The organism is Pseudarthrobacter sp. C1, assembly GCF_034720455.1.
Classification (GTDB): Bacteria; Actinomycetota; Actinomycetes; order Actinomycetales; family Micrococcaceae; genus Arthrobacter.
This window is the reverse complement of the sequence record NZ_JAYESK010000011.1, coordinates 59468-82525: the sequence shown is the minus strand read 5'-3', so window position 1 is coordinate 82525 and position 23058 is coordinate 59468. Positions and strand designations below refer to the sequence as shown.

Below are 23058 nucleotides of genomic sequence, written 5' to 3'. Positions count from 1 at the left end.
GGTTGGAAAGCCTCAGTAGGAGAGGGCGCGGTCCAGCGCCTCCAGGATGCGGTCAATGTCCGGAAGGTAGTCTTCCTCCACCTTGGCAACCGGATAGGGCATGTGGAATCCGCCAACGCGGATCACCGGAGCCTCCAGTGAATGGAAGGCACGCTCGCTGATCCGGGCCGCGATTTCACCGCCGATACCGCCGAACGTGGGTGCCTCATGGGCAACGACCAACCGTCCGGTCTTCTGAACGGAGGCCGTGACGGTATCGAAGTCCAGCGGCGAGATGGACCGGAGGTCGATCACCTCCACGCTGTGGCCGTCCTCCTCGGCGGCGTTGGCGGCGGCCAGCGCAACCGGAACCAGCGGGCCGTAGGCAACCACGGTCGCATCCGTGCCGCTGCGGAGGACGTGGGCCTTGAAGGGGTCCCCCGCCCGGCCCGGCGCCTGCACGTCCACCTCGCCCTTGAGCCAGTACCGGCGCTTGGGTTCGAAAATGATGACAGGATCCTGGCACTCCACGGCCTGCTGGACCATCCAGTACGCGTCATGCGCATTGGACGGCGTGATGATGCGCAGGCCTGCGGTGTGCGCGAACAGCGCCTCCGGGGACTCCGAGTGGTGCTCAACCGAACCGATGCCTCCGCCGTACGGGATGCGGATGACCACCGGGACCGTGAGGTTGCCGTTGCTGCGGGCGTGCATCTTGGCCAACTGGGTGGTGATCTGGTTGAAGCCGGGGAAGACAAAACCGTCGAACTGGATTTCGCAGACCGGCCGGTAGCCGCGCAGCGCGAGGCCAATCGCGGTTCCGATGATCCCGGATTCGGCCAGCGGGGTATCCACCACGCGGTCCGGGCCGAACTCGCCGATCAGTCCGTCGGTCACCCTGTACACCCCGCCCAGGGGCCCGATGTCTTCACCCATCAGCAGTGACTTGGGGTCTTGCGTGAGCGTCGCGCGGAGGCCTTCGTTGATGGCCTTGGCGATAGTCATTGTGGTCATCAGTGGCCTGCCTTTGCTGCTGCCTGCGCCGATTCTTCGCCATGCTCACCGGCTGCGAACCCTGCACTGTATTCCTCGAACCATGCAAGCTCCTCCGCCACGAGGGGGTGGGCTTCTGCGTAGGTGTTGGCGAAAGCAGAGCGGATGTCAGGAGTCTCGAGGTCGTGGGTGGTGCGCCGGACGTAGGCGGCGAGCTCATCGCCGTCGGCCTTCACCTTCGCGAAGAAGGCGTCGTCGGCCAGGCCCTCGGAGCGGAGGTATTTCTCCACGCGGGCCAGCGGGTCCTTTGCCCGCCAGGCGTCTTCTTCTGACGACTGGCGGTACTTGGTGGGGTCATCGGCAGTGGTGTGGGCGCCCACACGGTAGGTGAAGGCCTCGATCAGGACCGGGCCCTTGCCTTGGCGCGCGTGCTCCAAAGCCCATTCGGTGACGGCATGGACGGCGATCACGTCGTTGCCGTCCACGCGGATGCCCGGGAAGCCGTACCCCTTGGCGCGGTTGGACAGCGGCACACGGGTCTGGACGTTGGTGGGCACGGAAATGGCCCAGTGGTTGTTCTGGCAGAAGAACACCACCGGGGCGTTGTAGGAGGAAGCGAAAACCATGGACTCGTGGACATCGCCCTCGGAGCTGGCGCCGTCACCGAAATAGGCGATGACGGCAGCGTCCTCCCCTGAACCGGAGGCTCCCGTAGCTGCCGCCAGCTTCTGGTCGCGCTGGATTCCCATGGCGTAGCCCACGGCGTGAAGCGTCTGGGCGGCAAGGACCAGCGTGTAGAGGTGGAAGTTGGTGTCCTTCGGGTTCCAGCCGCCGTTCGACACTCCGCGGAACTGCCGGAGGAGTTCGGCCAGGTCCACGTCGCGGGTCAGTGCCACGCCGTGTTCGCGGTAGGTGGGGAAGATGTAGTCCTGCGGCCGGCTGGCCCTGCCGGAACCGATCTGCGCGGCTTCCTGGCCGGTCAGCGGGACCCAGAGTGCAAGCTGTCCCTGGCGCTGCAGGGCCGTTGCCTCGACGTCGAACCGGCGGATGGCCGCCATGTCCGCATAAAGGCCGCGCAGGGCTTCAGGAGTGATCTTCTCCGCGTACTCGGTGAAGACGGGATCGAACCCAAGCTTTCCGTCCGGGCCCAGGAGCTGGACCATCTGCGCCGGGGGTTCCCCCATGACCGCCTCGGCATCAGCCTCGCGCTGGTCGTCTACCGCTGTTTCGTCGAACTCGGTGGAAGGCAGATGTGTGCCCATACCGTCTCCTCGCTTGCCGCATGCGGATGCAGTGCAATGTCGCTGGGATATATGCCTCATAAGGAATAGATTCCCTGCGGGGCATATATATTGCTGTACTGATCCTAACTTTATCTTCAGTAGGTAGCCGCAGAGCTACTTGTTAAGCGCTAGGAACCCCGTGGCGCCTTTGTATAGTTCGCACACAGCCGAAGGAACCGGGAGTTCGCCTCGATCTCCCCGATGCTCACCCTCACGCCTTCGCCCGGGAATGCGCGGACGGACAGCGCCTGTGCCCCGGCCGCCTCGGCGAACTCGGCACTGTGCTCGCCCAGGTCCAGCCAGACGAAGTTCCCTTGGGCGTCGGGAACGGCCCACCCCAGGCTTCGCAGGCCTGCCGTGACCCGCTCCCGCTCATCAACCAGGCTTTGTACCCTTTCTACAACCTGGGGGAAGTTCTGCAGCGACACAATCGCGGCCTTTTCGGCAATCTGCGACACGGCGAAGGGGGTTGCGGCCACCCTAAGGTGCTGCGTCAGCGCAGGGTTGGACACGCTGTAACCAACCCGCAGCCCGGCCAGTCCGTGCGCCTTGGAGAAGGTCCGGAGCACCACCACGTTGGGGTACCTGCGGTACATGTCGAGTCCATCCACCGCTTCGTCGTCCCGCACGAACTCCTGGTAAGCCTCGTCAATTACTACCACCACGTGAGGGGGGACGAGCCGGATGAATTCCTCGGTTTCCGCTGCGCGAAGGGCCGGGCCCGTGGGATTGTTGGGTGTGCAGAGGAGGACCATTTTGGTCCGGGGCGTCACGGCGGCGGCCATCGCGGGAAGGTCGTGCCGGCCCTCGGCAGTGACGGGGATGCGCACGCCTTCACCCCCGGAGAGGCCCACACTGATGGGGTACGCCTCAAAGGAGCGCCACGCGTAGATCACCTCATCCGGCGAACCGTCGTCGTTCCGTCCCACGAAAGTTGCCAGGAGCTGGTTCAGGGCGCCGAGGCTGCCGGCGCCCGTGACGATGTCCTCCGCGGGGACACCCAGGAATGCGGACAGCTCACCGCGGAGCCTGCTGCTCAGCGGGTCCGGGTACCGGTTGAAGTCGGTCTGGTGCGCAATGGCATCCAGGACCGCGGGGAGCGGGGGCAGCGGATTCTCATTGGAAGACAGCTTGTAACTGGCCAGCCCGTCAACGGCGGCGGGGGGTTTTCCGGCGGCGTAGCGGGGTAACCGGGCCACCACGGGACGGGGCTGGACGCCGCCCGTCACTGTCTCAGATGACGTCATGCAGACCAGCCTACTTCGCTGGATGCAGGAGGGAAGCGCAGGCTGCCCCCTCCCTCAAGCAGCTGACAGGGAGGGGGAAGCGCAGGCTGCCCCCTCCCTCAAGCAGCTGACAGGGAGGTATGGAAACATAGGACCATGCGTTCATTCATCGGCCGGGTCCTCGTCAACGCGCTGGCCCTGTGGATTGCCAGCTGGGTTCTTCCCGGCTTGGATATCACCACATCGGCTACAACAGACGCGGTAGCCAAGACCGGCGTGGCAGAGGGAACGGACGTGGCAGGAACTGTCCTGGCGTACTTGTTCATCGGCCTGATCTTCGGATTGGTCAATGCGTTCATCCGCCCTTTAGTGAGCTTCCTGTCCCTCCCAATCACCATCCTGACGCTGGGTCTCTTCACCATCGTCATCAGCGCCGCGATGCTGTACGTGACGTCCTGGATCAGCAGTTTCACGCCGGTCCACTTCACCATTGATTCGTTCTTCTGGACTGCAGTGCTCGGAGCCATCATCATCACCCTGATCTCGCTGGTGGCCGGCCGGCTCGTCGGCGTCCGCCGGTAAGCCTGCACTTCCCCGCCCGGCCTTGCCCGGGCCTAACGTCCTGCATAACCACGTGCCGGTTTGTGGGAATCCGCCGACGCCGCAGCAGGTGCCGGGGCCTTTGTCCTCGACAGGGAAAACCGCGTGGCCGTGGCGGCGCCTCCCGTCCCGAGTATGGCGCCCAGCGCCGCGGTGGACTCCACCAGCGAAGGGTCGCGGCTTTGTGACACCAGCCGGGCACCGTCCTGGTAGCTGCCTAGCTGATGGCCCGGACCTATGCCTACGTCCTCTCCCGTCTGAACGTACAAGTCATTGGTCATGGTGACCGTGACCTGGTTTCTGGCGTCCGGGTTTGGTGCACCGTCGGCCCCGGGGACCCAGTCCGTCCGGTGCTCAAGGTGGAGGCTGCTGACGTCCGGCTTTGATGCAATGTGGGCGACGGGCGATCCCGCGGTCAGGACGTACCTGAGGTCGTATTCCTCCAGGAAGGCGTCGCTTGCTGCCAGGTTCATCGCGTGGATGCCCCCTTGGCTGTAACCGACGCCCACTATGGGGTCACCCTTCCTGGCGCCGGCTGCTTCAAGGGCTTCCCGCACAGCCTTGTTGACACTTTCCGAGCTGTCTCCCACGCCTTCGACTATGCCGTCCAGGTCAAAGGGATTTGCGCCCCCCGCAGCGTCACGCAGCTGGGTCCCCGGGATCACCACCACATAGGCTCTACGCCCGCCGCCATCAACTTCGATGACCTCGATATAGCCGGCTCCGCGTTCATCAATTACCCGGACGCGTTCCAGCAGGCCGGACGGAGAAGGATCCAGGACAATCGGAATACTTTCCTCCCTGGTGACTGCCAACGGACGAGGCTTTAGTGCTGGAATCACGACCTCCGCCAGCGCCTTGAGGAAGGGGGAGACAAAGGCGGCATTGCCGATGATGTTTTCGGTGGCGCTTCGGCTGAGAAACCCTGTCCGCCAGAAGTCCGTGTGGCGTTGCAGCTCTCCTTCGACGTTTGGAACTCCAAGACCACGGGCAGCGCCTGCCAGCCGCTCCGCCATTTCGTACTCGTGCTTGCAGGCCCGGACCTTGCTGCTGATGTGCTGCAACTCGGTCCGCACCACCTGGACGCTCCGCCCAGCCTCACCCACCGCATTCAGGGCCATGGTTCCCGTCCACCGGGGCAGATCCTGGAAAGGAGTGAGGTCCTCCCAGATGCGGCGGACCTCAACCTCGATCGCGGCCAACCTGCCTGCAAGATCGTCCAGTTTTTCGGCGCCTCCCGCGAGCTCCTCCAGTTGGAAGCGGATACCGCCCACGCCGCCCCGGATCGCCAGGGGCCCATCGTCCGCCGGGCCGGAAACCCGGATGGGCCCGCCGCCGCCGGAAGGGGTGGCCTCGGCCATCAGGGCCTGCCGCTGTAGGAGCAGGCAGCCACCAAGGTCTCCTGGCTGTGCCTGGCCACAGCTGCCCTTGCCTCAATCAACGATTCAAGGGAACGGCGCAGGGCAACGGCCTGCAGTGACACAGAGTCCCGGTAGGCCCTGCCGGCCGGTGACTCCCACTGCAGCAACTGGATATCCCTGAATCCTGCCAGGACTTCCTCTGCCCGGACCAGGCAGGCCGCCATGCGATCGGCCAACTGGTCCACCTGGGCAGCACGGAGCATGTCGGCCTGCAGGTCAGGGCCCGCCAGTTCTCTGCCCATTTCCCCTCCACCACACCTTTGCCGTTGCATCCGAAACTCCCCGCCCTATCCGGGAGCTGCCTTTCCATTCCCGACGCTACGGAGCGGCCGCTCCGGACTGAAGATCCCTCGTGGTGTATGTGGACAAGTAACGTGGACAGCCGCCGCTTAAGGGGGTGCCGGACTTCATGAAAGAATCAGCACATGCCTGAAACTGCCGCCACAGCTGACACCCGTACGCCCTCAGGACGCCTGGCCCTTGCCGCGTCCCCGGAAAGAATTGCGCTCGGCCCGCTGGACGGCCGGTACCAGTCGGCTGTCGCACCCCTGGTGGACTACCTTTCGGAGGCGGCCCTCAACCGGGACCGCGTAGCGGTGGAAGTTGAATGGCTCATCCACCTGACCAGCAACAACGTCCTTCCCGGGGCCGGCCCGCTCACCCCGGAACAGCAGGAGCAGCTGCGTGCGATCGTCACTGAATTCGACGCGGCGTCCGTGGCAGAACTTGCTGACATCGAGGCCGTCACCGTCCACGACGTAAAGGCCGTGGAGTATTACATCGGCCGGCGACTGCCCGCCATCGGGATCGAAAACCTGACGGCGATGGTCCACTTCGGCTGCACGTCCGAGGACATCAACAACCTCTCCTACGCTCTGGGCATCAAGGGCGCTGTGGAGGACGTGTGGCTGCCCGCCGCGCGGGCCCTGGTGGCCCAGATCAGCAAGATGGCCCAGGAAAACCGGGCGGTTCCCATGCTGTCCCGGACCCACGGCCAGCCGGCCACCCCCACCACCCTGGGCAAGGAACTGGCCGTCATCGCGCACCGCCTCACGCGCCAGCTGGACCGGATCGCGAAAACCGAATACCTGGGCAAGATCAACGGCGCCACCGGCACGTACGCGGCGCACGTGGCGTCGGTCCCCGGCGCAGACTGGCAGCAGGTGTCCAAGTCCTTCGTGGAGGCCCTGGGGCTGACCTGGAACCCGTTGACCACGCAGATCGAGAGCCACGACTGGCAGGCAGAGCTGTACGCGGACGTTGCACGCTTCAACCGCATCCTCCACAACGTCTGCACGGACATCTGGAGCTACATCTCCATCGGCTATTTCGCGCAGATCCCGGTGGCCGGCGCCACGGGTTCCTCCACCATGCCGCACAAGGTGAACCCGATCCGCTTCGAGAACGCCGAGGCCAACCTGGAGATCTCCTCGGGCCTGCTGGACGTCCTGGGGTCCACCCTTGTGACGTCCCGCTGGCAGCGCGACCTCACCGACTCCTCCAGCCAGCGCAACATCGGTGTGGCATTCGGCCACTCCCTCCTGGCCATCTCCAACGTGGCCAAGGGCCTGGAGCGCCTGGACGTGGCCGAGGACGTCCTGGCCGGCGACCTGGACACCAACTGGGAAGTGCTGGGGGAAGCCATCCAGATGGTCATGCGCGCTGAGGCGATCGCCGGCGTCGAAGGCATGGAGAACCCCTACGAGCGGCTCAAGGACCTCACCCGGGGCCAGCGGGTGGACGCGGCCCGCATGCAGGAATTCGTGCAAAGCCTTGGCTTGTCACCGGAAGCCGAGGCCCGGCTGCTCGCCCTGACCCCCGGAAAGTACACCGGCATCGCGGACCAGCTGGTGGACCACCTTAAGTAAAAGTACGACGACGGCGCCGGGCTCCCAAGGGCCCGGCGCCTTTCTTCCGGGTCATCCCGGCTTGCCGGGAGTGCGAAACTGGAAGCATGAAGCTGCTGCTCATCCGCCACGGACAGACTCCCGGTAACGTGCTTGGCCAACTCGATACGGCGCATCCCGGCCCCGGGCTGACGGAACTTGGCGAACGGCAGGCCGAGGCCATGGCCCGCTCGCTGGCGAACGAGCCCATCGGCGCCCTGTACGCGTCCACGCTGATCAGGACCCAGATCACCGCCGCGCCGCTGGGCCGGCTGCACGGCCTGGATATCGAGGTGCTGGACGGCCTGCACGAAATCGAAGCCGGTTCCCTCGAGAAACTGACGGACCATGAAGCCCACAAGCGCTACATGGGGACCGTCTTCTCCTGGGCCGCCGGGGACCTGGACCGGCGGATGCCGGCGGGTCCGGACGGGCACACGTTCTTTGACCGCTTCGACGCTGCCATCCGCCGGGTCGTGGACCGGGCACTCGACCAGCAGCATGAGGCCGCTGCGGTGGTCAGCCACGGTGCGGCGATCCGCACTTGGGCTGGACGCCGGGCGGAAGACGCGGACCACGAATTCGCCGCGCGCCATGTGCTGGCAAATACCGGAATCGTGGCGCTGGAAGGGGACCCGGACCGCGGGTGGAAGCTCATCCACTGGGACGGAAGCCCCGTGGGCGGACTTGCTCTCGCCGACCCAACCGCGGAGGACCCCACCGGCCGGGACCTGGCCTAGGCGAGCTGGCGGATCCGCCGGGCAGGGAAAACCGCCCTCCCGCGGCAGGGGCTGACCATTTCGCCGGCGGGTACGGGGACGAGCCGCGCGGCCATGCCCGCTGCCTCCCCCGCCGTCGGACGTTCTGCGCTGTCCATGGCCGTCAGGGACCGGAGGAAGGAACGCCAGCCGGAACCCAGGGAGTCCGGCACTTGCGGACTGCGAAGGGTCCTGGCCACGAGGGACTCGATGGCAGTGCCGGGGAACGCCTTGGCTCCGGTAAGCAGCTCCAGCAGGACCAGCCCCGTGGCGTAGACATCCCAGGAGGCGCGCGCCGGTCCTCCCGATGCCTGCTCAGGGCTCATGTAGTGCACGGTTCCGGATGACATGCCGGGTTCCGGGGCCGAGCCGGCGGGCGCCACGATGCCGAAATCGATGATGCGGACAGGGCTACGCCGCAGGCCGCTCAGCATCAGGTTGGCGGGCTTGATGTCGCGGTGCACCATCCCCTGCCCGTGGAGGTGGGCCAGGGCCTCGAAGAGTCCCCGGGCCCAGCCGGCAACGACGTCGGGGTGGTACTGGCTGGTGCGGCCAGCCTCCGCGAGGCTGGGGCCCAATGCAAGTTCCTCCACAAGGAAAGGGCGGCCGGCGAGTGCAGAGTTCCCGGATACGACGCCCTGGCCGATGAATTTGACGATCGATGGGTGCTGCAGGCCCGACAGGACGGCGGCTTCGTTGCTGATCCGCTCAAAGTGTTTGGCCGAAACGTCCACGGCCACCTTCACTGCCACATCGGCCCCGCCTTCCAGGTCCGCCGCGCGGAAAACCTGCGCGAGCGCGCCGCGGCCCAGAAGGTCCTTGAGCTGGTAGCGCCCCGCCACTGTAGGTGCGGCGGCTTTGAGGGCCGCGGTTGATCGAAGGTGCGCGGGCGCGGTCATGCGGAGAGCGCCACAGGATCCGGAACCGGTACAACTGCCCCGCGCTGGGACACGCGGCCATAAGGGGACTGGATCCAGGCGTCCAGCTGGAAACCGCACCCGCACCGCCACACGGGCGGCAGGTGCACGGGACCGCCGTCCTCCGGTTCGAAGGTATAGCCGACGGCGGCAGGCCCCACGGCGGGGGTGACGAGTTCCATGGCGGAGCCGCAGTGGACGGCGGGACTGATGGCAGCCCCGCCCTGCTGGGGCGAAGCGTTCAAGGGCGCGCTGCACGCAAGGGATTCCAAGGGCAAAAGCTCAGTAAAGGTAACCAAGACGCTCACGACTCCGGCTGTAAGGATTACGGGAATAATCGTAAGCATACATATTGCTAGCCAATCTAGCTAGCTAGGCTAGTTACTTCTCGTCGTGTTGCGCCTGCTGCAGTGCCTCGGTCATCCGCTCCAGGAACTTGACTACTACCCGGGCCTCCTCTGCGGTCAGCCCTTCGGCCACCGACATCATCTGCCGGTGCATGGCGCCGAGCGTTACGCGGACTTCCTTGTCCGATTCGACGGTGGGAACCACAACCACGGAGCGCCTGTCCGTGGGATGCGCCTCGCGGCGCACGTGCCCGCTCGCCACAAGCCTGTCAATGAGGGAGGTAGTGGAGGCGCTGGTGATGCCCAGGAACTGGCTGATGTCCTTGGGTACCACCGTTTTGCCGGATGCCTGGACGCGCAGCAGGTAGCGCAGGGCAAGAATGTCCGTTTCACCCATTCCCATGGAGTCGCGGGTGGACCGGCGTACCGCCGTTTCAGCGGTCCGGTAGTCCCGCAACGACTTCAGCACCGCCGCGCCGTAGTCCAGTTGACCGTCCGGCCCGTACCAATACCCGGAGCCTTCATTACCCGTAGAACGCATGGAATCATACTAGACCAGCTGATAACTAGACAGCCAAGTGAGTTGGCCACGGCATGAACGGCACGTTATCCCGGAGCTAACCGGAAAGAAACACCGGCGTAACGGCCGCCTCCTACTCTGGGTTTGCATAACCCTTCGGCGAATCGAGGCACAATGCAGACCAATCCGCGCCTTAACATCAGGCAGGTCCCCTGGTCCAACCCCGTGGGCGCCGCTCTGCGCCACGCCCAGCAGGCCGAACTGGACGCCCGCTTTGGCACTCCGGACCACGAACCCGGGCCGCCGCCGTCGGGCGCCGACTGCGCAGTCTTCCTTGTTGCCTATGACAAGGGCTCGGGGCAGCCCGTGGGCTGCGGCGGCCTGCGCATGCTCGACGCGGAAACGGCGGAGATCAAACGGCTGTACGTCGTTCCGTACACCCGGGGTTCCGGTGTGGCCAGTTCCATCCTCGCAGCCCTCGAGGCGGAAGCCTTCAAGCAGGGAATCACGCGGATCAAGGCGGAAGCAGGATCGGCTCAGCCGGACGGGCGGAACTTCTACGAAAACTCGGGTTTTGAAGCCGTTCCCAACTTTGGACCCTACATAGGTGTTGCGCACTCCTACTGCTACGCGAAGAGCATCAACGCCCGCAGCGCGGCCCATACCGCCATGGCCTAGGCCCGCCGGCGCCCGGCAGTCCGCCCCCGCCAGGGGCGCGGAGGCGTCACATGGGTGCGCCGGCGCCGCTCTCAGCTAACCTCGCCCTATGGAAACAGCAGACATCACTTTCCGCACCCGCAAGTGGGTCCGGCCCGAGGACCTCAACGCGAACGGGACGCTGTTCGGCGGCAGCCTGCTGAAGTGGATCGATGAGGAAGCTGCCATCTATGCCATCCTCCAGCTCGGCAACGGCCGTGCCGTCACCAAGTACATTTCGGAAATCAACTTCGTCAGCTCGGCGGTGCAGGGCGACCTCATCGAGATGGGGCTGACCGCCACGCGCTTCGGCAGGACTTCGCTGACCATGCGCGCCGAGGTCCGCAACATGATCACCCGCCAAAGCATCCTCACCATCGAGGAAATCGTCTTCGTGAACCTCAACCCATCCGGCAAGCCGGAGCCGCACGGCTATACCGAGATCACGTACGACCGGGACAGGATCCCCACGCACCACCTCACGGAGACGTTGAGCGGAGACGCACAGTAAGGACTGACGACGGCGGCGCGTCCGTTCCGCCGCCGGGCCGCCGCTGCCGGTGCCCGCTGCGGCCCCCTGGGCAACTTTTGCCGCCCGTTCACCCACGCGCCTCCGACCGTTCTCCTGCCTGGACCAGAGTGGACAGCCGGGCTGTTTATCGAATCGATAGCCATAACAGCCGTGAATTCCGCATGCCCGGCGTTAGGCTTGCCGGACATGCTCCGATTCCAGTCCAGAAATGAGTCCAGATCGTGCGTAAATTGAAGACCCTGGTTGCCGCCGCCGTCGCCGTCACGCTTCTTGCCGGGTGCGGCGGTGGGGCCGCTACCCCCGCGGCGTCAGGGGAGTCCTCCCCAGCTCCGGAAGGCGGCTCGGGGGAGACCCTGGTTGTCTACACCAACTCCAACGGCGAGGGCCGCGGGGACTGGCTGACCGCCAAGGCCGCTGAAGCGGGCTTCAAAATCGAGATCGTCGGTGCCGGCGGCGCAGATGCCACCAACAAACTGATTGCCGAGAAGAACAACCCGATTGCCGACGTCGCGTTCGGGCTGAACAACATGTACTTCTCGCAGGTCAAGGCCGCAGGCGCCCTGGAGCCCTACGAGCCGGCCTGGGCCGGCGAAGTGGACAAGGAGCTGGGCGACGGCGAGGCCTACTGGCCCTTGGTAAAGCAGGCAATCCTCCTTGGCTACAACTCGGACAAGATCTCGAAGGACAAGGCCCCGCAGGACTGGACCGACCTGTGGACCAAGGAGGAGTTCAAGGACCGCTACGAGCGCGTGACAGGCCTGGGCACCGCCACCGCCCAGCTCGTTTTCGCGGGAATCCTCAGCCGCTACCGTGACGATTCGGGCGACCTTGGCATCTCCGACGAGGGCTGGAAGCAGGTGGAGCAGTACTTCCAGAACGGCAGCCCGGCGGTAGCAAAGACCGACCTCTTTGCCCGTATCGCGTCCGGCGAAGTGGACATGGGCCAGATGCCGTCCTCGATCATCGCCGAGCGCGAGAAATCCTTCAAGGTGAATGTCGAGACAGTGGTCCCCTCCGTGGGTGTCCCGCTCGCCGTGGAACAGATCGCCCTGGTGAAGGGCACCAAGAAGGAGGAGCAGGCCAGGAAATTCATCGACTGGTTCGGCAGCTCCGAGGTCCAGGGCGAGTTCGCAAAGCAGTTCAATTCCATGCCGGTCAACAAGGAAGCCGAAGCCCAGGCCAACCCCGAGGTGGTGGACTTCTTCGCTGACCTCAAGCAGCAGGACATCGACTGGGAGTTCGTGCAGGAGAACATGGGCGCCTGGGTGGAGAAGATCGAGCTCGAGTACATGACGTAACCGGTCCGCTGCCGGCCCCGTCAACCCGAACTTCGCTTCATCAGACAGGTTTGCCATGATCCGCTTGGACAACATCGAAGTTTCCTTTGGTGATTTCACCGCCATCCCCAACCTTGACCTGCACGTGCGTCCGGGGGAGTTTTTCACCCTCCTGGGGCCGTCCGGCTGCGGGAAAACGACGGCCCTGCGGACGTTGGCGGGCTTCATCCAGCCGTCCGCCGGCACGGTGCACGTTGACGGCAAGGACGTTACCCGGCTTCCCAGCGACAAGAGGCAGGTGGGGATGGTGTTCCAAAACTACGCCCTCTTCCCCAGCATGAGCGTGTGGGAAAACATCGCCTTCGGCCTCCGGGTCCGGAAGGAGAAACCGGCGGACAGTGACCGCCTGGTCCGGGACATCGCGCGGCGGGTGGAGCTCAGCGATGAACAGTTGTCCAAGAATGTGGCGGAACTGTCCGGCGGCCAGCAGCAGAGGGTTGCCGTGGCACGGGCGCTCGTGCTGCGGCCCAAAATCCTCCTGCTGGACGAACCGCTGTCCAACCTGGATGCCAAACTGCGCCACCAGCTCCGGCAGCAGCTCAAGGACCTGCAGAGCGAGTTCGGCATCACCACTGTGTACGTCACCCACGACCAGGACGAGGCCCTGGCCATGAGCGACCGCGTGGCTGTGTTCAACAAGGGCGTGGTGGAACAGGTGGGGACGCCGCAGGAGATCTACGACCACTCTGCGTCCGAGTTTGTCTGCAACTTCATCGGCGACAGCTCCGCACTGACCCCGGAGTTCGTGGCGGAACTGAACCGGCTTGCGGGGGCAGCGCTCAGCACGGACGCCAACTCCTACCTTCGGGTGGAAAAGGCGTCCCTGGCCCGCGGGGCTGAAGGAGGCGGCGCCGTCGGACTTTCCGGCACGGTGGTGTCCCGCACCTACCACGGCCTGCACAGCCGCTATGTGGTGCGCAGCCACGGAGCGGACATCCGGTTGCTCGTGAAGGAGGACGGCGGCGCCCACCCGGAACGGGGCACGGAAACCACGGTCTACCTCCAGCCCGGGCACGTCCTGCAGTACCACCCGGGGACGGGGGCTGCCCTTCGGCAGCAGGACCCGGCAGCAGTCCTGCCATGAGCAGCACTGCGGTCCGCGGCATGGCCCGCTCCCCCTTCGTGCTGGTGGTTGGCGTGGTCCTGACCTGGTTCATTGCGGCGTTCCTGGTGTGGCCCAACATCAACGTCCTGATCGCCACGTTCTTCCCGGACGGCAGCTTCTCCGGGAGGGCGGCCGAAAAGCTCTTCACGTCGCAGCGGGCCATGAAGGCGCTCGGCAACAGTTTCCTGCTGGCCGTGGCCCTGTCCATCACGGTGAACCTGGTAGGCGTGTTCATTGTCCTGGTGACGCATTACTTCCGGATCCGCGGCTCCAGGATCCTGTTCCTCGGCTATGCATCCACCTTCATCTACGGCGGCATTGTCCTGGCCGCCGGGTACAAGTTCATTTACGGGGACAAGGGAATCGTCACCTCGCTGCTGGTGAAGGTGTTCCCCGGCATGGACCCCGGCTGGTTCTCGGGCTTCTTCGCGGTCCTGGTGGTGATGACGTTCGCCACCACCACCAACCACATGCTGTTCGTGGCCAACGCGCTGAAGGGCATTGACTACCAGACCATTGAAGCGGCCCGGAACCTGGGGGCATCAACCTGGACCATCCTGCGGCGGATCGTGCTGCCCATGCTCAAGCCCACCCTGTTCGCCGTCACCATCCTGTCCTTCCTCACCGGGCTGGGCGCCCTGAGCGCTCCGCAGGTGCTGGGCGGGCGTGACTTCCAAACCATCACCCCCATGATCCTGACCTTCACCAACAGCCCCACCTCCAGGGACCTGGCGGCGCTGCTGGCGGTGATCCTTGGGCTGGCCACGATCCTGATGCTCGCCGTGATGTCGCGGCTGGAAAAGGGCGGCACCTACTTCTCGGTGTCCAAGGTGTCCTCGGCCCTGCAGAAGCAGGACATCACCCATCCGGTGGCCAATGCGGCTGTCCATGCTGTTGCCTACCTGCTGTTTGCCGTCTACACGCTGCCGGTGGTGCTGATTGTCCTGTACTCTTTCGCCGACGGCGCTGCCATCCAGACCGGCCAGCTTTCGCTCGGCAGCCTGACGCTCGAGAACTACCAGCGGGTCCTCACCCAGCCGTCGGGGCTGCGGCCGTTCATCGTCAGCGTGCTGTACAGCGCCCTGGCCGCCGTGATTGCCGTGGGCGGGCTGCTGTTTGTGGCCAGGCTGCTGCAGAAGTACAAAAACTGGGTGGCGTCGGTCTTCGAATACCTGCTCCACATCCCCTGGATCCTGCCGTCCGCACTGCTGGCCCTTGGCCTCATCATCAGCTACGACCACCCCAATCCCCTGGTGGGCGGGGCAGTGCTCACCGGCACCACCGTGATCCTGCTGATCGCTTTCGTGACGGTCAAAATCCCGTTCACGCTGCGCATGCTCAAAGCGTCCTTTGCTTCCGTGAATTCCTCCCTGGAGGAAGCGGCGGCCATCATGGGCGCAAAGACCCTGTATGTCTTCCGGCGGATCCTCCTGCCGCTGGTGCTCCCGGCTGCCGCCGCCATTACGGCGTTGAACTTCAACAGCCTGCTCGACGACTACGACACCGCGATCTTCCTGGCCCACCCCCTGGTCCAGCCGCTGGGCCTGGTCATCAAGGCGAACACGGACGGCGCGGAGGGTGTGGACGGCGTCGCCAACACCTTTGTGTATACCGTGCTCCTGATGATCATCACCGGGGTGACCATGTACCTGGTGTACGGCCGCTCCAGCCGGGGCGGGTCGCGGAAAAAGCGGCTGCCGGCCCTTCCGCCCGCATCTGCCGCCCCTGGCCCCGGGGTCCCCGGGGCCGCCGGGTCCGGGGCGGACGCGCCGCAGCCGGCCGCTACCGTCCGGTGATCACCCGGCAGAACCGCTGACGACGGCGGTGCGTCCGTTCCGCCGTCGGGCAAGCCTGAGGAGGCCGTCACGCAGCGGCTGGGCACCGTCCGCAAAGGCGACGCGTCCCAGCGCGGCGGATGCCAGGCTCAGAGCCCGCGTGCGAAGCCACCGCTGGCGGTTGTAGGCATGCAGTGCCTGGCCTTCTGGCAGCGTGTTGAGGAGGCCAGCCAGTGTTACGGCATCCACCAACGACTCGCAGGCGCCACGCCCCAAGGTGGGCATCATGGCGTGTGCGGCATCGCCGATGAGCACGGCACGTCCACGGACGTAGGAGCCAAGATGCGGAACTGTCCAGAGCCGCTGGACCAGGCATGCTTCGGGCGTGGCTGCGGCCAGCGTGCGGCGGATGGCGGGCGCGTGGCTGGAATAGCGCTCCCGGGCGTATTCCAGGGCTGATGCTGCGTCAATTCCGTACGGGCCCATCGCGGACCGGTAGCTGGCCCACCAGAAGGACCCTCCCCGGGCGGCAGCCATGCCGAACAGGTCGCCGCGGCCCCAGTATTCGCCCACCTCGTCGTGGCTGACCGGAGCAGGCAGGGTCCCGCGGAGGGCAAGGTACGGGGTGAGGCGGGCCTCCTTTCCGGCGCCCCAGACCTCCCGCCGGACTGCGCTGTGCACGCCGTCGGCCCCGACCACCAGGCTGCCGTCGTCGGGAAGTGACCTGACGGTGCTGGTGATCCGGCGGACGGTTCCCGGGACGGCACCGTCCAGCAACCGCAGCAGGTCGGCCCGGGAAATGCCGAACATCTCCCCCGCGTTGACGGTGATCCAGGGCTCTCCCTGGGCGTCACGGACCGATCCGCTGCCGAGCACCGGGCTGACCGCCCGCGCCTCTTCAAGGATTCCCAGACGCGCAAGGGCACGTTGGGCGTTGGGCCACATCCCCAGCGTGTTGCCCACGGCCGGCAGCCCGGGCCGTTTCTCGTACACCGTCACCTGGAACCGGCTGTGGTCCAGGCCCGCGGCCAGCGCCAGGCCGGCAATGCCGCCGCCAACAATCGCAATTGTCTCCATGCTGGCGACTTTACTACTTTTGTAGTATTTGCGAAACGGTCAATTAGACTGGGCGCATGCCTGACCGCCGCACGGAACTGATGGACGCCGCCCTCCGGGTGGTGGCGGACAAAGGCATGAAGGGCCTCACGCACCGGGCCGTTGACGCGGCGGCGCAGCTCGCGGAAGGCACAACGTCCAACTACTACCGGACCCGCGCGGCGCTCGTGGAGGCCGCGCTGGGCCGCATGGAGCAGCTCGACGGCCAGCTGCTCCAGGACCTCGCCCCGTCGGGCCCGCCGGGAACCGTTGCGGAACTGGCAGACCAGCTGGCCGGGCTGGTGCTGTCACTCACCGGGAAGCATGCGGCCCTCACCCGCGCCCGCCTTGCCCTGTCCCTGGACCAGCCGGACGCGGTTAAGGCAGGGCACTTCCGGCTGGTGGGCGGCATGGAAAATACCCTCGCGGCGCTTGGGGTAACCGATGCGGCCGCCCGGGCCCGGGACGTGGCCGACTACGGCGACGGCGTGATGCTCCACCTGCTCACGGTCCGGCGGGACGGGCAGCCTGATGCTGCAGCCATCGCCGCAGCAGTCCGGCGGCTGCTTGCGCCCTGAGCGCGCCTTCCGCTGCCGTGCACGACGCCGGCCTGCCGCCTGAGGCGGCGCCAGCCCCGCCGTCGTACCTCCACACGGGTACCTCCGCGCGCGTACTTCTAAGGCGTGCCCGGCCAGCCCGTGTAGGCCTCGGCGAGGTAGGCCATGCCGTGCCTGGACGACACCACTGAATTGAGTTCCCCTAGCTGGCGGGCGCGGGAGAAGTCATCCGCATCGGCAGGGGTGTGCAGCATGGTGGTCATCCAGTAGGAGAACTGCTGGGCCTTCCACACCCGCTCCAGGGCACGGTCGCTGTACGTCTCCAGCAGGTGCTCCGAGCCGGAGTTGTAGTGGCTGTCCAGCCCTTCGAAGAGCATCTTGACGTCGTGGATGGCCAGGTTCAGGCCCTTGGCGCCGGTGGGCGGGACCGTGTGGGCGGCATCTCCCGCGAGGAACAGGTTCCCGTAGCGCATGGGCGTGTGGACGAAGCTCCTGAAGGGCAGGACCATCTTGTCGATGACGGGGCCTTCCTTGAGCACGAAGCCGTTGCCGTTGACCCGGCTGCGGAACTCGGCCCAAATCCGTTCGTCATCCCACTCGGCCACGTTCTCCTTGGGGTCGCACTGGAAGTACATCCGCTGGACTGTCTCGGTGCGCTGGCTGATCAGGGCGAAGCCGTTGGCGGAGTTGGCATAGATGAGCTCGTCGGCGCTGCGGGGGGCTTCGGCCAGGATGCCGAACCAGGCGAAGGGGTACTCATGGAAGTACCACTTGCGGTGCGCCTCCGGGATCTGGAACCGGCAGTGGCTGCGGGACCCGTCCGCCCCCACCAGGAAGTCGGCCCGGACTTCGTACTCCACGCCCTCGGAGTCCGTGAACCAGACTTTCGGCTTGCCCTCAAGGTCATGCACCGTGGTGTCCGTGACGCTGTAGCGGACGTCGCCGCCGTCGGCTTTCCTGCGGGCGGCGAGGTCCAGGAAGACGTCAGTCTGCGGGTACAGCCATACGGATTCCCCCACCAGATCCTTGAAGTCCACCCGGTGGCTTTCGCCGTTGAAGCGCAGTTCAATGCCGTCGTGCCGGTCGCCGTCGCGCAGGACCCGGTCCGAGACGCCGCTTTCCACCAGCAGGTTGACGGTGCCGTGCTCCAGGATGCCGGCGCGGACGGTCTCGGAGATCTCCTTGTGGCTGCGGACTTCAATGACGGTGGAGTCGATCCCGGCCTTGGCCAGCAGGTGGGACAGCATCAGGCCGGCCGGGCCTGCGCCCATGATGGCCACCTGGGTGGTGATGATTGTTCGTGCCATGGCATTCTCGCTTCGTTGCGGGGCCGGCTGCCGGCCGATGGGTGCTTCTGCCTCCAGTGTGCGCGCCGGCCGGCGCACCGTGATATTCCAATTCCGTTGAACGGAAGGCAGATCTTTCCGGTTACGGTTCCGCAAGCCTCCGCGCAATGCCCCGTGCGGCTGTCTGCAGGGCGGGCACCAGGGCCTGCAGGCGCATCTCCTGCAAGGGAACCACGACGCCGAGCGAGGCCACCGCGCGCTGGCGCAGGTCCAGCACCGGGACGGCGATGCCCCAGGTGTCCGGATCCACAACGCCCTTCAGCTGCGCATAGCCCTGGTGGAACGTTTCGCTGAGCAGCACCCGGACAGCGTCCGTGCCGATCTTCCCGTCGGGGTCCTCAAACTGCTCGAGGTACCGGCTTTGGAGCAGCTTGTCCTGGTGCGCCATCAGCGCCAGGCCCGCGGACGAGGTATGCACGGGCATCCGGCCGGCCACCCGGGCCCGGTTGGCCACCGAGCCGCGGCGGGACAGCCGCTCGACGAAGAGGGCTTCCCAGCCGTCCAGCACCGCCAGGTTCACGTTTTGGTTGAGGACCTGCTGGATGTCTTCCATGAACGGCATGGCCGCCTGGCGCAGGGCAAGGGTTGGGGCGGTGCGGTTGACGAGTTCCCAGAGCCTGAGCCCGGGGCGCACCATGCCTCCAGGAGCGGCCTCCAGCAGACCGTGGCCGGCGAGCTGCCGGACCAGCCGGTGGGTGGTGGTGAGCGGCAAACCCGCGCGTTCAGCGAGTTCCGCCAGCTGCAAAGCGCTGACGTCCTCCGGAAAGGCAGAGATCAGCCGGACGATCCGGTCAACCACCGAGTCACCCGAGGCAGAATTGGCCATCGCACACCCGCGCTTCCGTTGAATGGATGGTTCAAGCCTACCCATGCGGAATGTCAGGCGGGCGGCGCACCCTTGGCAGGCGCCGTCGTCGTCCGTTTCCGGAAGCGGCGCCCGGCTCCGGGGGCAAGCACCACGGCAATGCCGACGACGGCTCCGATGACCGTCTCGATGATGCGGTCGCGGAGGAGGATCCCGGGCGAGGACGGGACCACCAGGAGGGTGGACACCAATGCCAGCGGCGTGACGAATACCTGGGCCAGCAGGTACTGGCGGATGATGAACATTTCAGCCCCGAACTGGCAGAGCGCCATGACCAGCACGGTCTGCCACGGCTGAAGTCCCAGCACCAGTGCCATCACCACCAGCCCCAGCACGGTGCCGATGATCCTCTGCACGCCGCGGCGGACACGGTGCCGCGTGGTGTGGCCCACCAGCGGAACGACGGCCGCCACCATGGCCCAGTAGTTGTGGCCGAACCCGAGGCTGTTGCCGGCCCAGGTGGCCAGCGCACCGGCCAGCCCGGCAGCCACCAGGTAACCGATGCCCTCAAGCCAGGCGGCGCGCTTTTCTTCCGGGGTGCGGCGGATGGGCCGCGGCCGGACCCATGCCGTGCGGTGGCTGGGCAGCACCCGTGAGGAGAAGCCCACCAGCAGGGAAAAGGCCGTGGTGGCGGCAGCAACCAGCATGCCCTCCCACAGCGGCGGCTGGTTGGGGATCGAGGCGATGGCAGCGAAGGCGAAGATGTGGAAGAGGGACCCCGCAGGCCGCAGCCGAAACCAGGAAATGGCCACCGAACAGCCGCCTGCCACCAGCGTGGTGGCCAGGACCAGGAGCCAGGTGGCACCGGCGTCATCCAGTCCCCAGGCCGCACCCGCGCGGGCGGCGAGCGCTGCGAGGAGGATAACCAGCAGCATGAGCGACCCCGCCCGCAGCTGCAGGGCAAAACGGGTGCCGTGGGGTTCGCCGCGACCGTAAATCCCGGTGAAGGCACCGAAGGACGCGAAGATGGCCAAATCCAGCCGGCCCAGCAGCACCAGGGAGAAGAGCGGAACGAAGACGCCCACCGCGCACCTCAGGGCCGGGTGGTGGTCCTTGTTGCCGGGAGCGATGCTGAACATTTCAGCGAGCAGCTTCACGTGGAATAGCGCCTTTCCTGCGGGACAGGGTGCCTGGGAGGCCCGGTTTCCGGTTTGACGGGGCGGCTGCGCTGACGTTCCTCCAGAATCCTACGCCCGGCGCGCGTCGCGAGATCGGAACAGCCGGGCAACACCCGCGAAACAGCGCCGCGCAATCCTTGGACCATGAAGCCCAGCGCAAGGACCACTCCCGAGGCTGAACTGAGCTGCGAGGTCTGCGGCCTGATGCCGGAACCCACCCGGACGCGCCTGACCTTGGCCAACGTGGCCGTGATGCTTCCGATCGAACTCCTGGTCCACGCCCTGGTGGTGGGCACCGAGCTCCCCTACCTGGCCAAGGTCCTCGTGTTGACCGTCACCGCCACCGTCCTGGTCATCTGGGTGGCGGAACCCTCCGCGGCGCGGGTGCTCCGCGGCTGGCTGCATGCTCCGGCCCTGCGGCAGCGGCGGCGGCTGGCTGTGGCGCCGGCGTTGTGGCGGGCCCGCACCGTCCTGCGGGACGAGCCGGGATCGCTGCAGAAGGTGACCAGGGCCCTGGCCCGCCTGGACACGAACATCCTGAGCATCCACGTGCACCCCGTGGCCGGCGGCGTGCTGGACGAGTTCGTCCTGTCGACGCCCGGTGATGTGGACGAACACCAGCTGCTCGAGGCGCTGCAGCAGGCCGGCGGCACCCGGTCCCGCGCCTGGCCCACCACAGCCCTGGCCATGGCGGACGGCCAGACGAAGGCGCTCAGCCTCGCGGCGCGGATCGCCGACGCGCCGGATGAACTGCCGCTTGCCGTGGCCGAACTGCTGCGGGCACGGATTCTTTCCCCGGCCGAGGCGCGCCTGGAAAGGCACGACGCCGGAACGCGGCTCAAGATTCCTACGGCCTGGCACGGCCCCATCACCTTTGTGCGTCCCGGGGAGCCGTTCACCCCGGCGGAATCAGCCCGCGCCCACCGCCTGGCCGAGCTGGCCGAAATCCTGGCCCACCGTCCGGCCCCGGGCCTCCCCAACTAGGTAGCGCTAAGTGTCGTTATGACCCTCCAAAACGACACTTAGCGCTACTCAGTTGGGGCTCGCGGCAGTCACAAAGCGGTTTTTCGAGCTGCAACGGTCCCGCACGGAAAAAAAGCCTTGACAGTGGTCCCGGTCACTTCTACCTTTAATTTTGGGATCCCAAATTGGGATCCCAAAAATGGCAAAGAGCAGGTATGCGCTCCGGATCGCCCACCCTCTCGTTTGTCCTCCACCCGCAGGCCGGGCCCCTCGAATGCCGGCCGCGCCCGCCCGTTCGTTCCTCCCCTATCCGCAAACTTCCCCGTGAAGGAGAAGCCGTGTCTTTCCCGAATACTGAAACAGCCGCCGCTGACGGCAGCCTGGATTCCGCCACCGCAGGTGAACCACAGAAGGACGGGGTGCAACGACGCACCGCTGTCCGCTGGAAGCTCTTCCTGCTGCTGCTGGTCCTGGTCGCAGTCAACTACATCGACCGCGGTTCCATTTCCGTTGCGCTCCCGATCATCCAGAAAGAATTCAACCTTGCCCCGGAGCTCGTGGGCCTCCTGCTTTCCGCCTTCTTCTGGACATACGCCCTGATGCAGATTCCCGTTGGCTGGCTCATCGACAAATTCGGACCCCGCAAGGTCATGACGGCGTCCTGCGTCGGCTGGGGTGCGGCCACTGCTGCCTCCGGCATGGCCGGCGGTTTCCTCAGCATGTTCATTGCCCGCATGGGCATCGGGGTCACCGAGGCCGGGGTCATGCCTGCCGGCGGCAAACTGAACGCCATCTGGATGCACAAATCCGAGCGTGGCCGCGGCGCAACCATCCTGGACGCGGGCGCACCCCTGGGCGCCGGCCTCGGCGGCATCATCATCGCGGGGCTGATCGCGTCAACGGGCAGCTGGCGCATGGCCTTCGTCATCGCCGGTGCTGCAACTGTCCTCATGGGCCTCGCCGTCTGGTGGTACGTCCGCGACAACCCCCGTAACCACCGCGGCGTCAACGAGGCAGAAGCGGCGTACATCGAGGCTTCCCACGCAGCAGAGGACGCCGAGGCAAAGCTCGACGGCAGCCAGGGCAAGCGCGCCCTGCTCCCCTACCTGCGGTTCCGTTCCTTCTGGGCCATGTGCTTCGGCTGGCTGGGCTTCAACGGCGTGTTCTACGGCCTGCTGACCTGGGGACCGCTCTACCTCGCCCAGGCCAAGGGGTTTGACCTCAAGACCATCGGCTGGTCCACTTTCGTGATCTTCGGAGCAGGGTTCGTGGGCGAAATCATTGGCGGCACCATCGCCGACAAGTGGCGTGCCTCCGGCGCCTCAGCCAACCGTGTGATGCGCACCCTGCTGGGCATCTCCAGCGCCGTGGTTATCGGCGGCCTCATCGGTGTCACGGTGGTCCCGGATTCCACAACCGCTGTAGTGCTGCTGTCGATGGTGATGTTCTTCCTCCGGTGGGTGGGCCTCTTCTGGAGCATCCCCTCCATCCTGGGCGGGCGTACCAACGCCGGCGTGCTGGGCGGTGCCATGAACTTCAGCGGCAACATCTCCGGCTTCGTCACTCCCATCGCCGTAGGCCTGATCGTCGGGGCCACCGGTTCCTACACCTGGGCACTGCTCTACTTCGTAGGCTCCGCGATCGTAATGGGCGCCTCCGTCCTGACCCTGAACTACAACAAGCGGCTTCCTGTCTAAGCTAGCCATCCAAGGCAACATTCCATCCACGCCCCCGCTGCC

General features: G+C 66.1%; 23 protein-coding genes. 11 read left to right on the top strand and 12 right to left on the bottom strand.

Annotated elements, in window-relative coordinates:
• Positions 1–12 precede the first annotated feature (12 nt).
• From U7114_RS16810 to U7114_RS16800, 3 genes are all read right to left on the bottom strand, one after another.
• Positions 13–993 (bottom strand): alpha-ketoacid dehydrogenase subunit beta, encoded by a 981-nt coding sequence (locus U7114_RS16810; protein ID WP_323058017.1) that lies wholly within the window; start codon positions 991–993, stop codon positions 13–15.
• Complete coding sequence (pdhA, locus tag U7114_RS16805) at positions 993–2234, bottom strand: pyruvate dehydrogenase (acetyl-transferring) E1 component subunit alpha (protein WP_321214759.1); 1242 nt, start codon at positions 2232–2234, stop codon at positions 993–995. Before pdhA ends, U7114_RS16810 begins: the two co-directional genes overlap by 1 nt.
• A 149-nt stretch (positions 2235–2383) precedes the next feature.
• Complete coding sequence (locus U7114_RS16800) at positions 2384–3502, bottom strand: histidinol-phosphate transaminase (protein ID WP_323058016.1); 1119 nt, start codon at positions 3500–3502, stop codon at positions 2384–2386.
• Positions 3503–3637: 135 nt separating this feature from the next.
• Between U7114_RS16800 and U7114_RS16795 the strand changes: the two genes are divergently transcribed.
• Positions 3638–4063 carry a phage holin family protein gene (locus U7114_RS16795; protein WP_323058015.1) on the top strand — a complete coding sequence of 142 codons (426 nt, stop codon included), beginning with the start codon at positions 3638–3640 and terminating at the stop codon, positions 4061–4063.
• 32 nt (positions 4064–4095) lie between these two features.
• Here the strand turns inward: U7114_RS16795 and U7114_RS16790 are convergent, their stop codons facing one another.
• A complete protein-coding gene (locus U7114_RS16790) occupies positions 4096–5442 on the bottom strand; it encodes a hypothetical protein (RefSeq protein ID WP_323058014.1) in 1347 nt (448 codons plus the stop codon).
• A complete protein-coding gene (locus tag U7114_RS16785) occupies positions 5442–5744 on the bottom strand; it encodes a hypothetical protein (RefSeq protein WP_323058013.1) in 303 nt (100 codons plus the stop codon). The genes U7114_RS16790 and U7114_RS16785 overlap by 1 nt, the downstream gene beginning before the upstream one ends.
• A 183-nt stretch (positions 5745–5927) precedes the next feature.
• On the opposite strand from U7114_RS16785, the gene purB reads away from it, so the two are divergent.
• Entirely contained in the window at positions 5928–7370 is a 1443-nt protein-coding gene (gene purB / locus U7114_RS16780) for an adenylosuccinate lyase (protein WP_157240297.1), read from the top strand.
• 86 nt (positions 7371–7456) lie between these two features.
• The gene (locus U7114_RS16775) at positions 7457–8128 is read left to right on the top strand and encodes a histidine phosphatase family protein (RefSeq protein WP_323058012.1); all 672 of its coding nucleotides are present in this window, start codon (positions 7457–7459) and stop codon (positions 8126–8128) included.
• Here the strand turns inward: U7114_RS16775 and U7114_RS16770 are convergent.
• The 3 genes from U7114_RS16770 to U7114_RS16760 form a co-directional block, all read right to left on the bottom strand.
• Positions 8125–9045, bottom strand: coding sequence for a serine/threonine-protein kinase (locus U7114_RS16770; protein ID WP_323058011.1), 921 nt, complete (start codon positions 9043–9045; stop codon positions 8125–8127). The genes U7114_RS16775 and U7114_RS16770 overlap by 4 nt on opposite strands.
• Positions 9042–9371: a hypothetical protein gene (locus tag U7114_RS16765; protein WP_323058010.1), complete on the bottom strand. Its 330-nt coding sequence runs from the start codon at positions 9369–9371 to the stop codon at positions 9042–9044. The genes U7114_RS16770 and U7114_RS16765 overlap by 4 nt, the downstream gene beginning before the upstream one ends.
• Positions 9372–9444: 73 nt before the next feature.
• The gene (locus tag U7114_RS16760; protein ID WP_321214766.1) at positions 9445–9951 is read right to left on the bottom strand and encodes a MarR family winged helix-turn-helix transcriptional regulator; all 507 of its coding nucleotides are present in this window, start codon (positions 9949–9951) and stop codon (positions 9445–9447) included.
• A 153-nt stretch (positions 9952–10104) separates the two neighbouring features.
• On the opposite strand from U7114_RS16760, the gene U7114_RS16755 reads away from it, so the two are divergent.
• The 5 genes from U7114_RS16755 (at position 10105) to U7114_RS16735 (ending at position 15396) form a co-directional block, all read left to right on the top strand.
• The gene (locus tag U7114_RS16755; protein ID WP_321214767.1) at positions 10105–10608 is read left to right on the top strand and encodes a GNAT family N-acetyltransferase; all 504 of its coding nucleotides are present in this window, start codon (positions 10105–10107) and stop codon (positions 10606–10608) included.
• Positions 10609–10696: 88 nt separating this feature from the next.
• Complete coding sequence (locus U7114_RS16750) at positions 10697–11137, top strand: acyl-CoA thioesterase (RefSeq protein ID WP_104999457.1); 441 nt, start codon at positions 10697–10699, stop codon at positions 11135–11137.
• A 242-nt stretch (positions 11138–11379) separates the two neighbouring features.
• Complete coding sequence (locus U7114_RS16745) at positions 11380–12456, top strand: extracellular solute-binding protein (protein ID WP_323058009.1); 1077 nt, start codon at positions 11380–11382, stop codon at positions 12454–12456.
• A 55-nt stretch (positions 12457–12511) separates the two neighbouring features.
• The gene (locus tag U7114_RS16740; RefSeq protein ID WP_323058008.1) at positions 12512–13579 is read left to right on the top strand and encodes an ABC transporter ATP-binding protein; all 1068 of its coding nucleotides are present in this window, start codon (positions 12512–12514) and stop codon (positions 13577–13579) included.
• Positions 13576–15396, top strand: coding sequence for an iron ABC transporter permease (locus U7114_RS16735; RefSeq protein WP_323058007.1), 1821 nt, complete (start codon positions 13576–13578; stop codon positions 15394–15396). Before U7114_RS16740 ends, U7114_RS16735 begins: the two co-directional genes overlap by 4 nt.
• Here U7114_RS16735 and U7114_RS16730 read toward each other — a convergent pair whose 3' ends face one another.
• Positions 15397–16452 carry an FAD-dependent monooxygenase gene (locus U7114_RS16730; RefSeq protein ID WP_157240288.1) on the bottom strand — a complete coding sequence of 352 codons (1056 nt, stop codon included), beginning with the start codon at positions 16450–16452 and terminating at the stop codon, positions 15397–15399. It lies immediately after the preceding gene.
• Between the two features lie 56 nt (positions 16453–16508).
• Between U7114_RS16730 and U7114_RS16725 the strand changes: the two genes are divergently transcribed.
• Positions 16509–17048 (top strand): TetR/AcrR family transcriptional regulator, encoded by a 540-nt coding sequence (locus tag U7114_RS16725; protein ID WP_157240286.1) that lies wholly within the window; start codon positions 16509–16511, stop codon positions 17046–17048.
• A gap of 98 nt (positions 17049–17146) precedes the next feature.
• On the opposite strand, the gene U7114_RS16720 is transcribed toward U7114_RS16725, so the two are convergent.
• From U7114_RS16720 to U7114_RS16710, 3 genes are all read right to left on the bottom strand, one after another.
• Positions 17147–18334 carry a 4-hydroxybenzoate 3-monooxygenase gene (locus tag U7114_RS16720; protein WP_323058006.1) on the bottom strand — a complete coding sequence of 396 codons (1188 nt, stop codon included), beginning with the start codon at positions 18332–18334 and terminating at the stop codon, positions 17147–17149.
• Positions 18335–18455: 121 nt separating this feature from the next.
• Positions 18456–19199 (bottom strand): IclR family transcriptional regulator, encoded by a 744-nt coding sequence (locus tag U7114_RS16715; protein ID WP_323058005.1) that lies wholly within the window; start codon positions 19197–19199, stop codon positions 18456–18458.
• Between the two features lie 53 nt (positions 19200–19252).
• Positions 19253–20335 (bottom strand): FUSC family protein, encoded by a 1083-nt coding sequence (locus U7114_RS16710; protein ID WP_323058004.1) that lies wholly within the window; start codon positions 20333–20335, stop codon positions 19253–19255.
• A gap of 165 nt (positions 20336–20500) precedes the next feature.
• Between U7114_RS16710 and U7114_RS16705 the strand changes: the two genes are divergently transcribed.
• Positions 20501–21340, top strand: coding sequence for an ACT domain-containing protein (locus U7114_RS16705; RefSeq protein ID WP_323058003.1), 840 nt, complete (start codon positions 20501–20503; stop codon positions 21338–21340).
• Positions 21341–21657: 317 nt separating this feature from the next.
• The gene (locus tag U7114_RS16700; protein WP_323058002.1) at positions 21658–23016 is read left to right on the top strand and encodes an MFS transporter; all 1359 of its coding nucleotides are present in this window, start codon (positions 21658–21660) and stop codon (positions 23014–23016) included.
• Positions 23017–23058 lie beyond the last annotated feature (42 nt).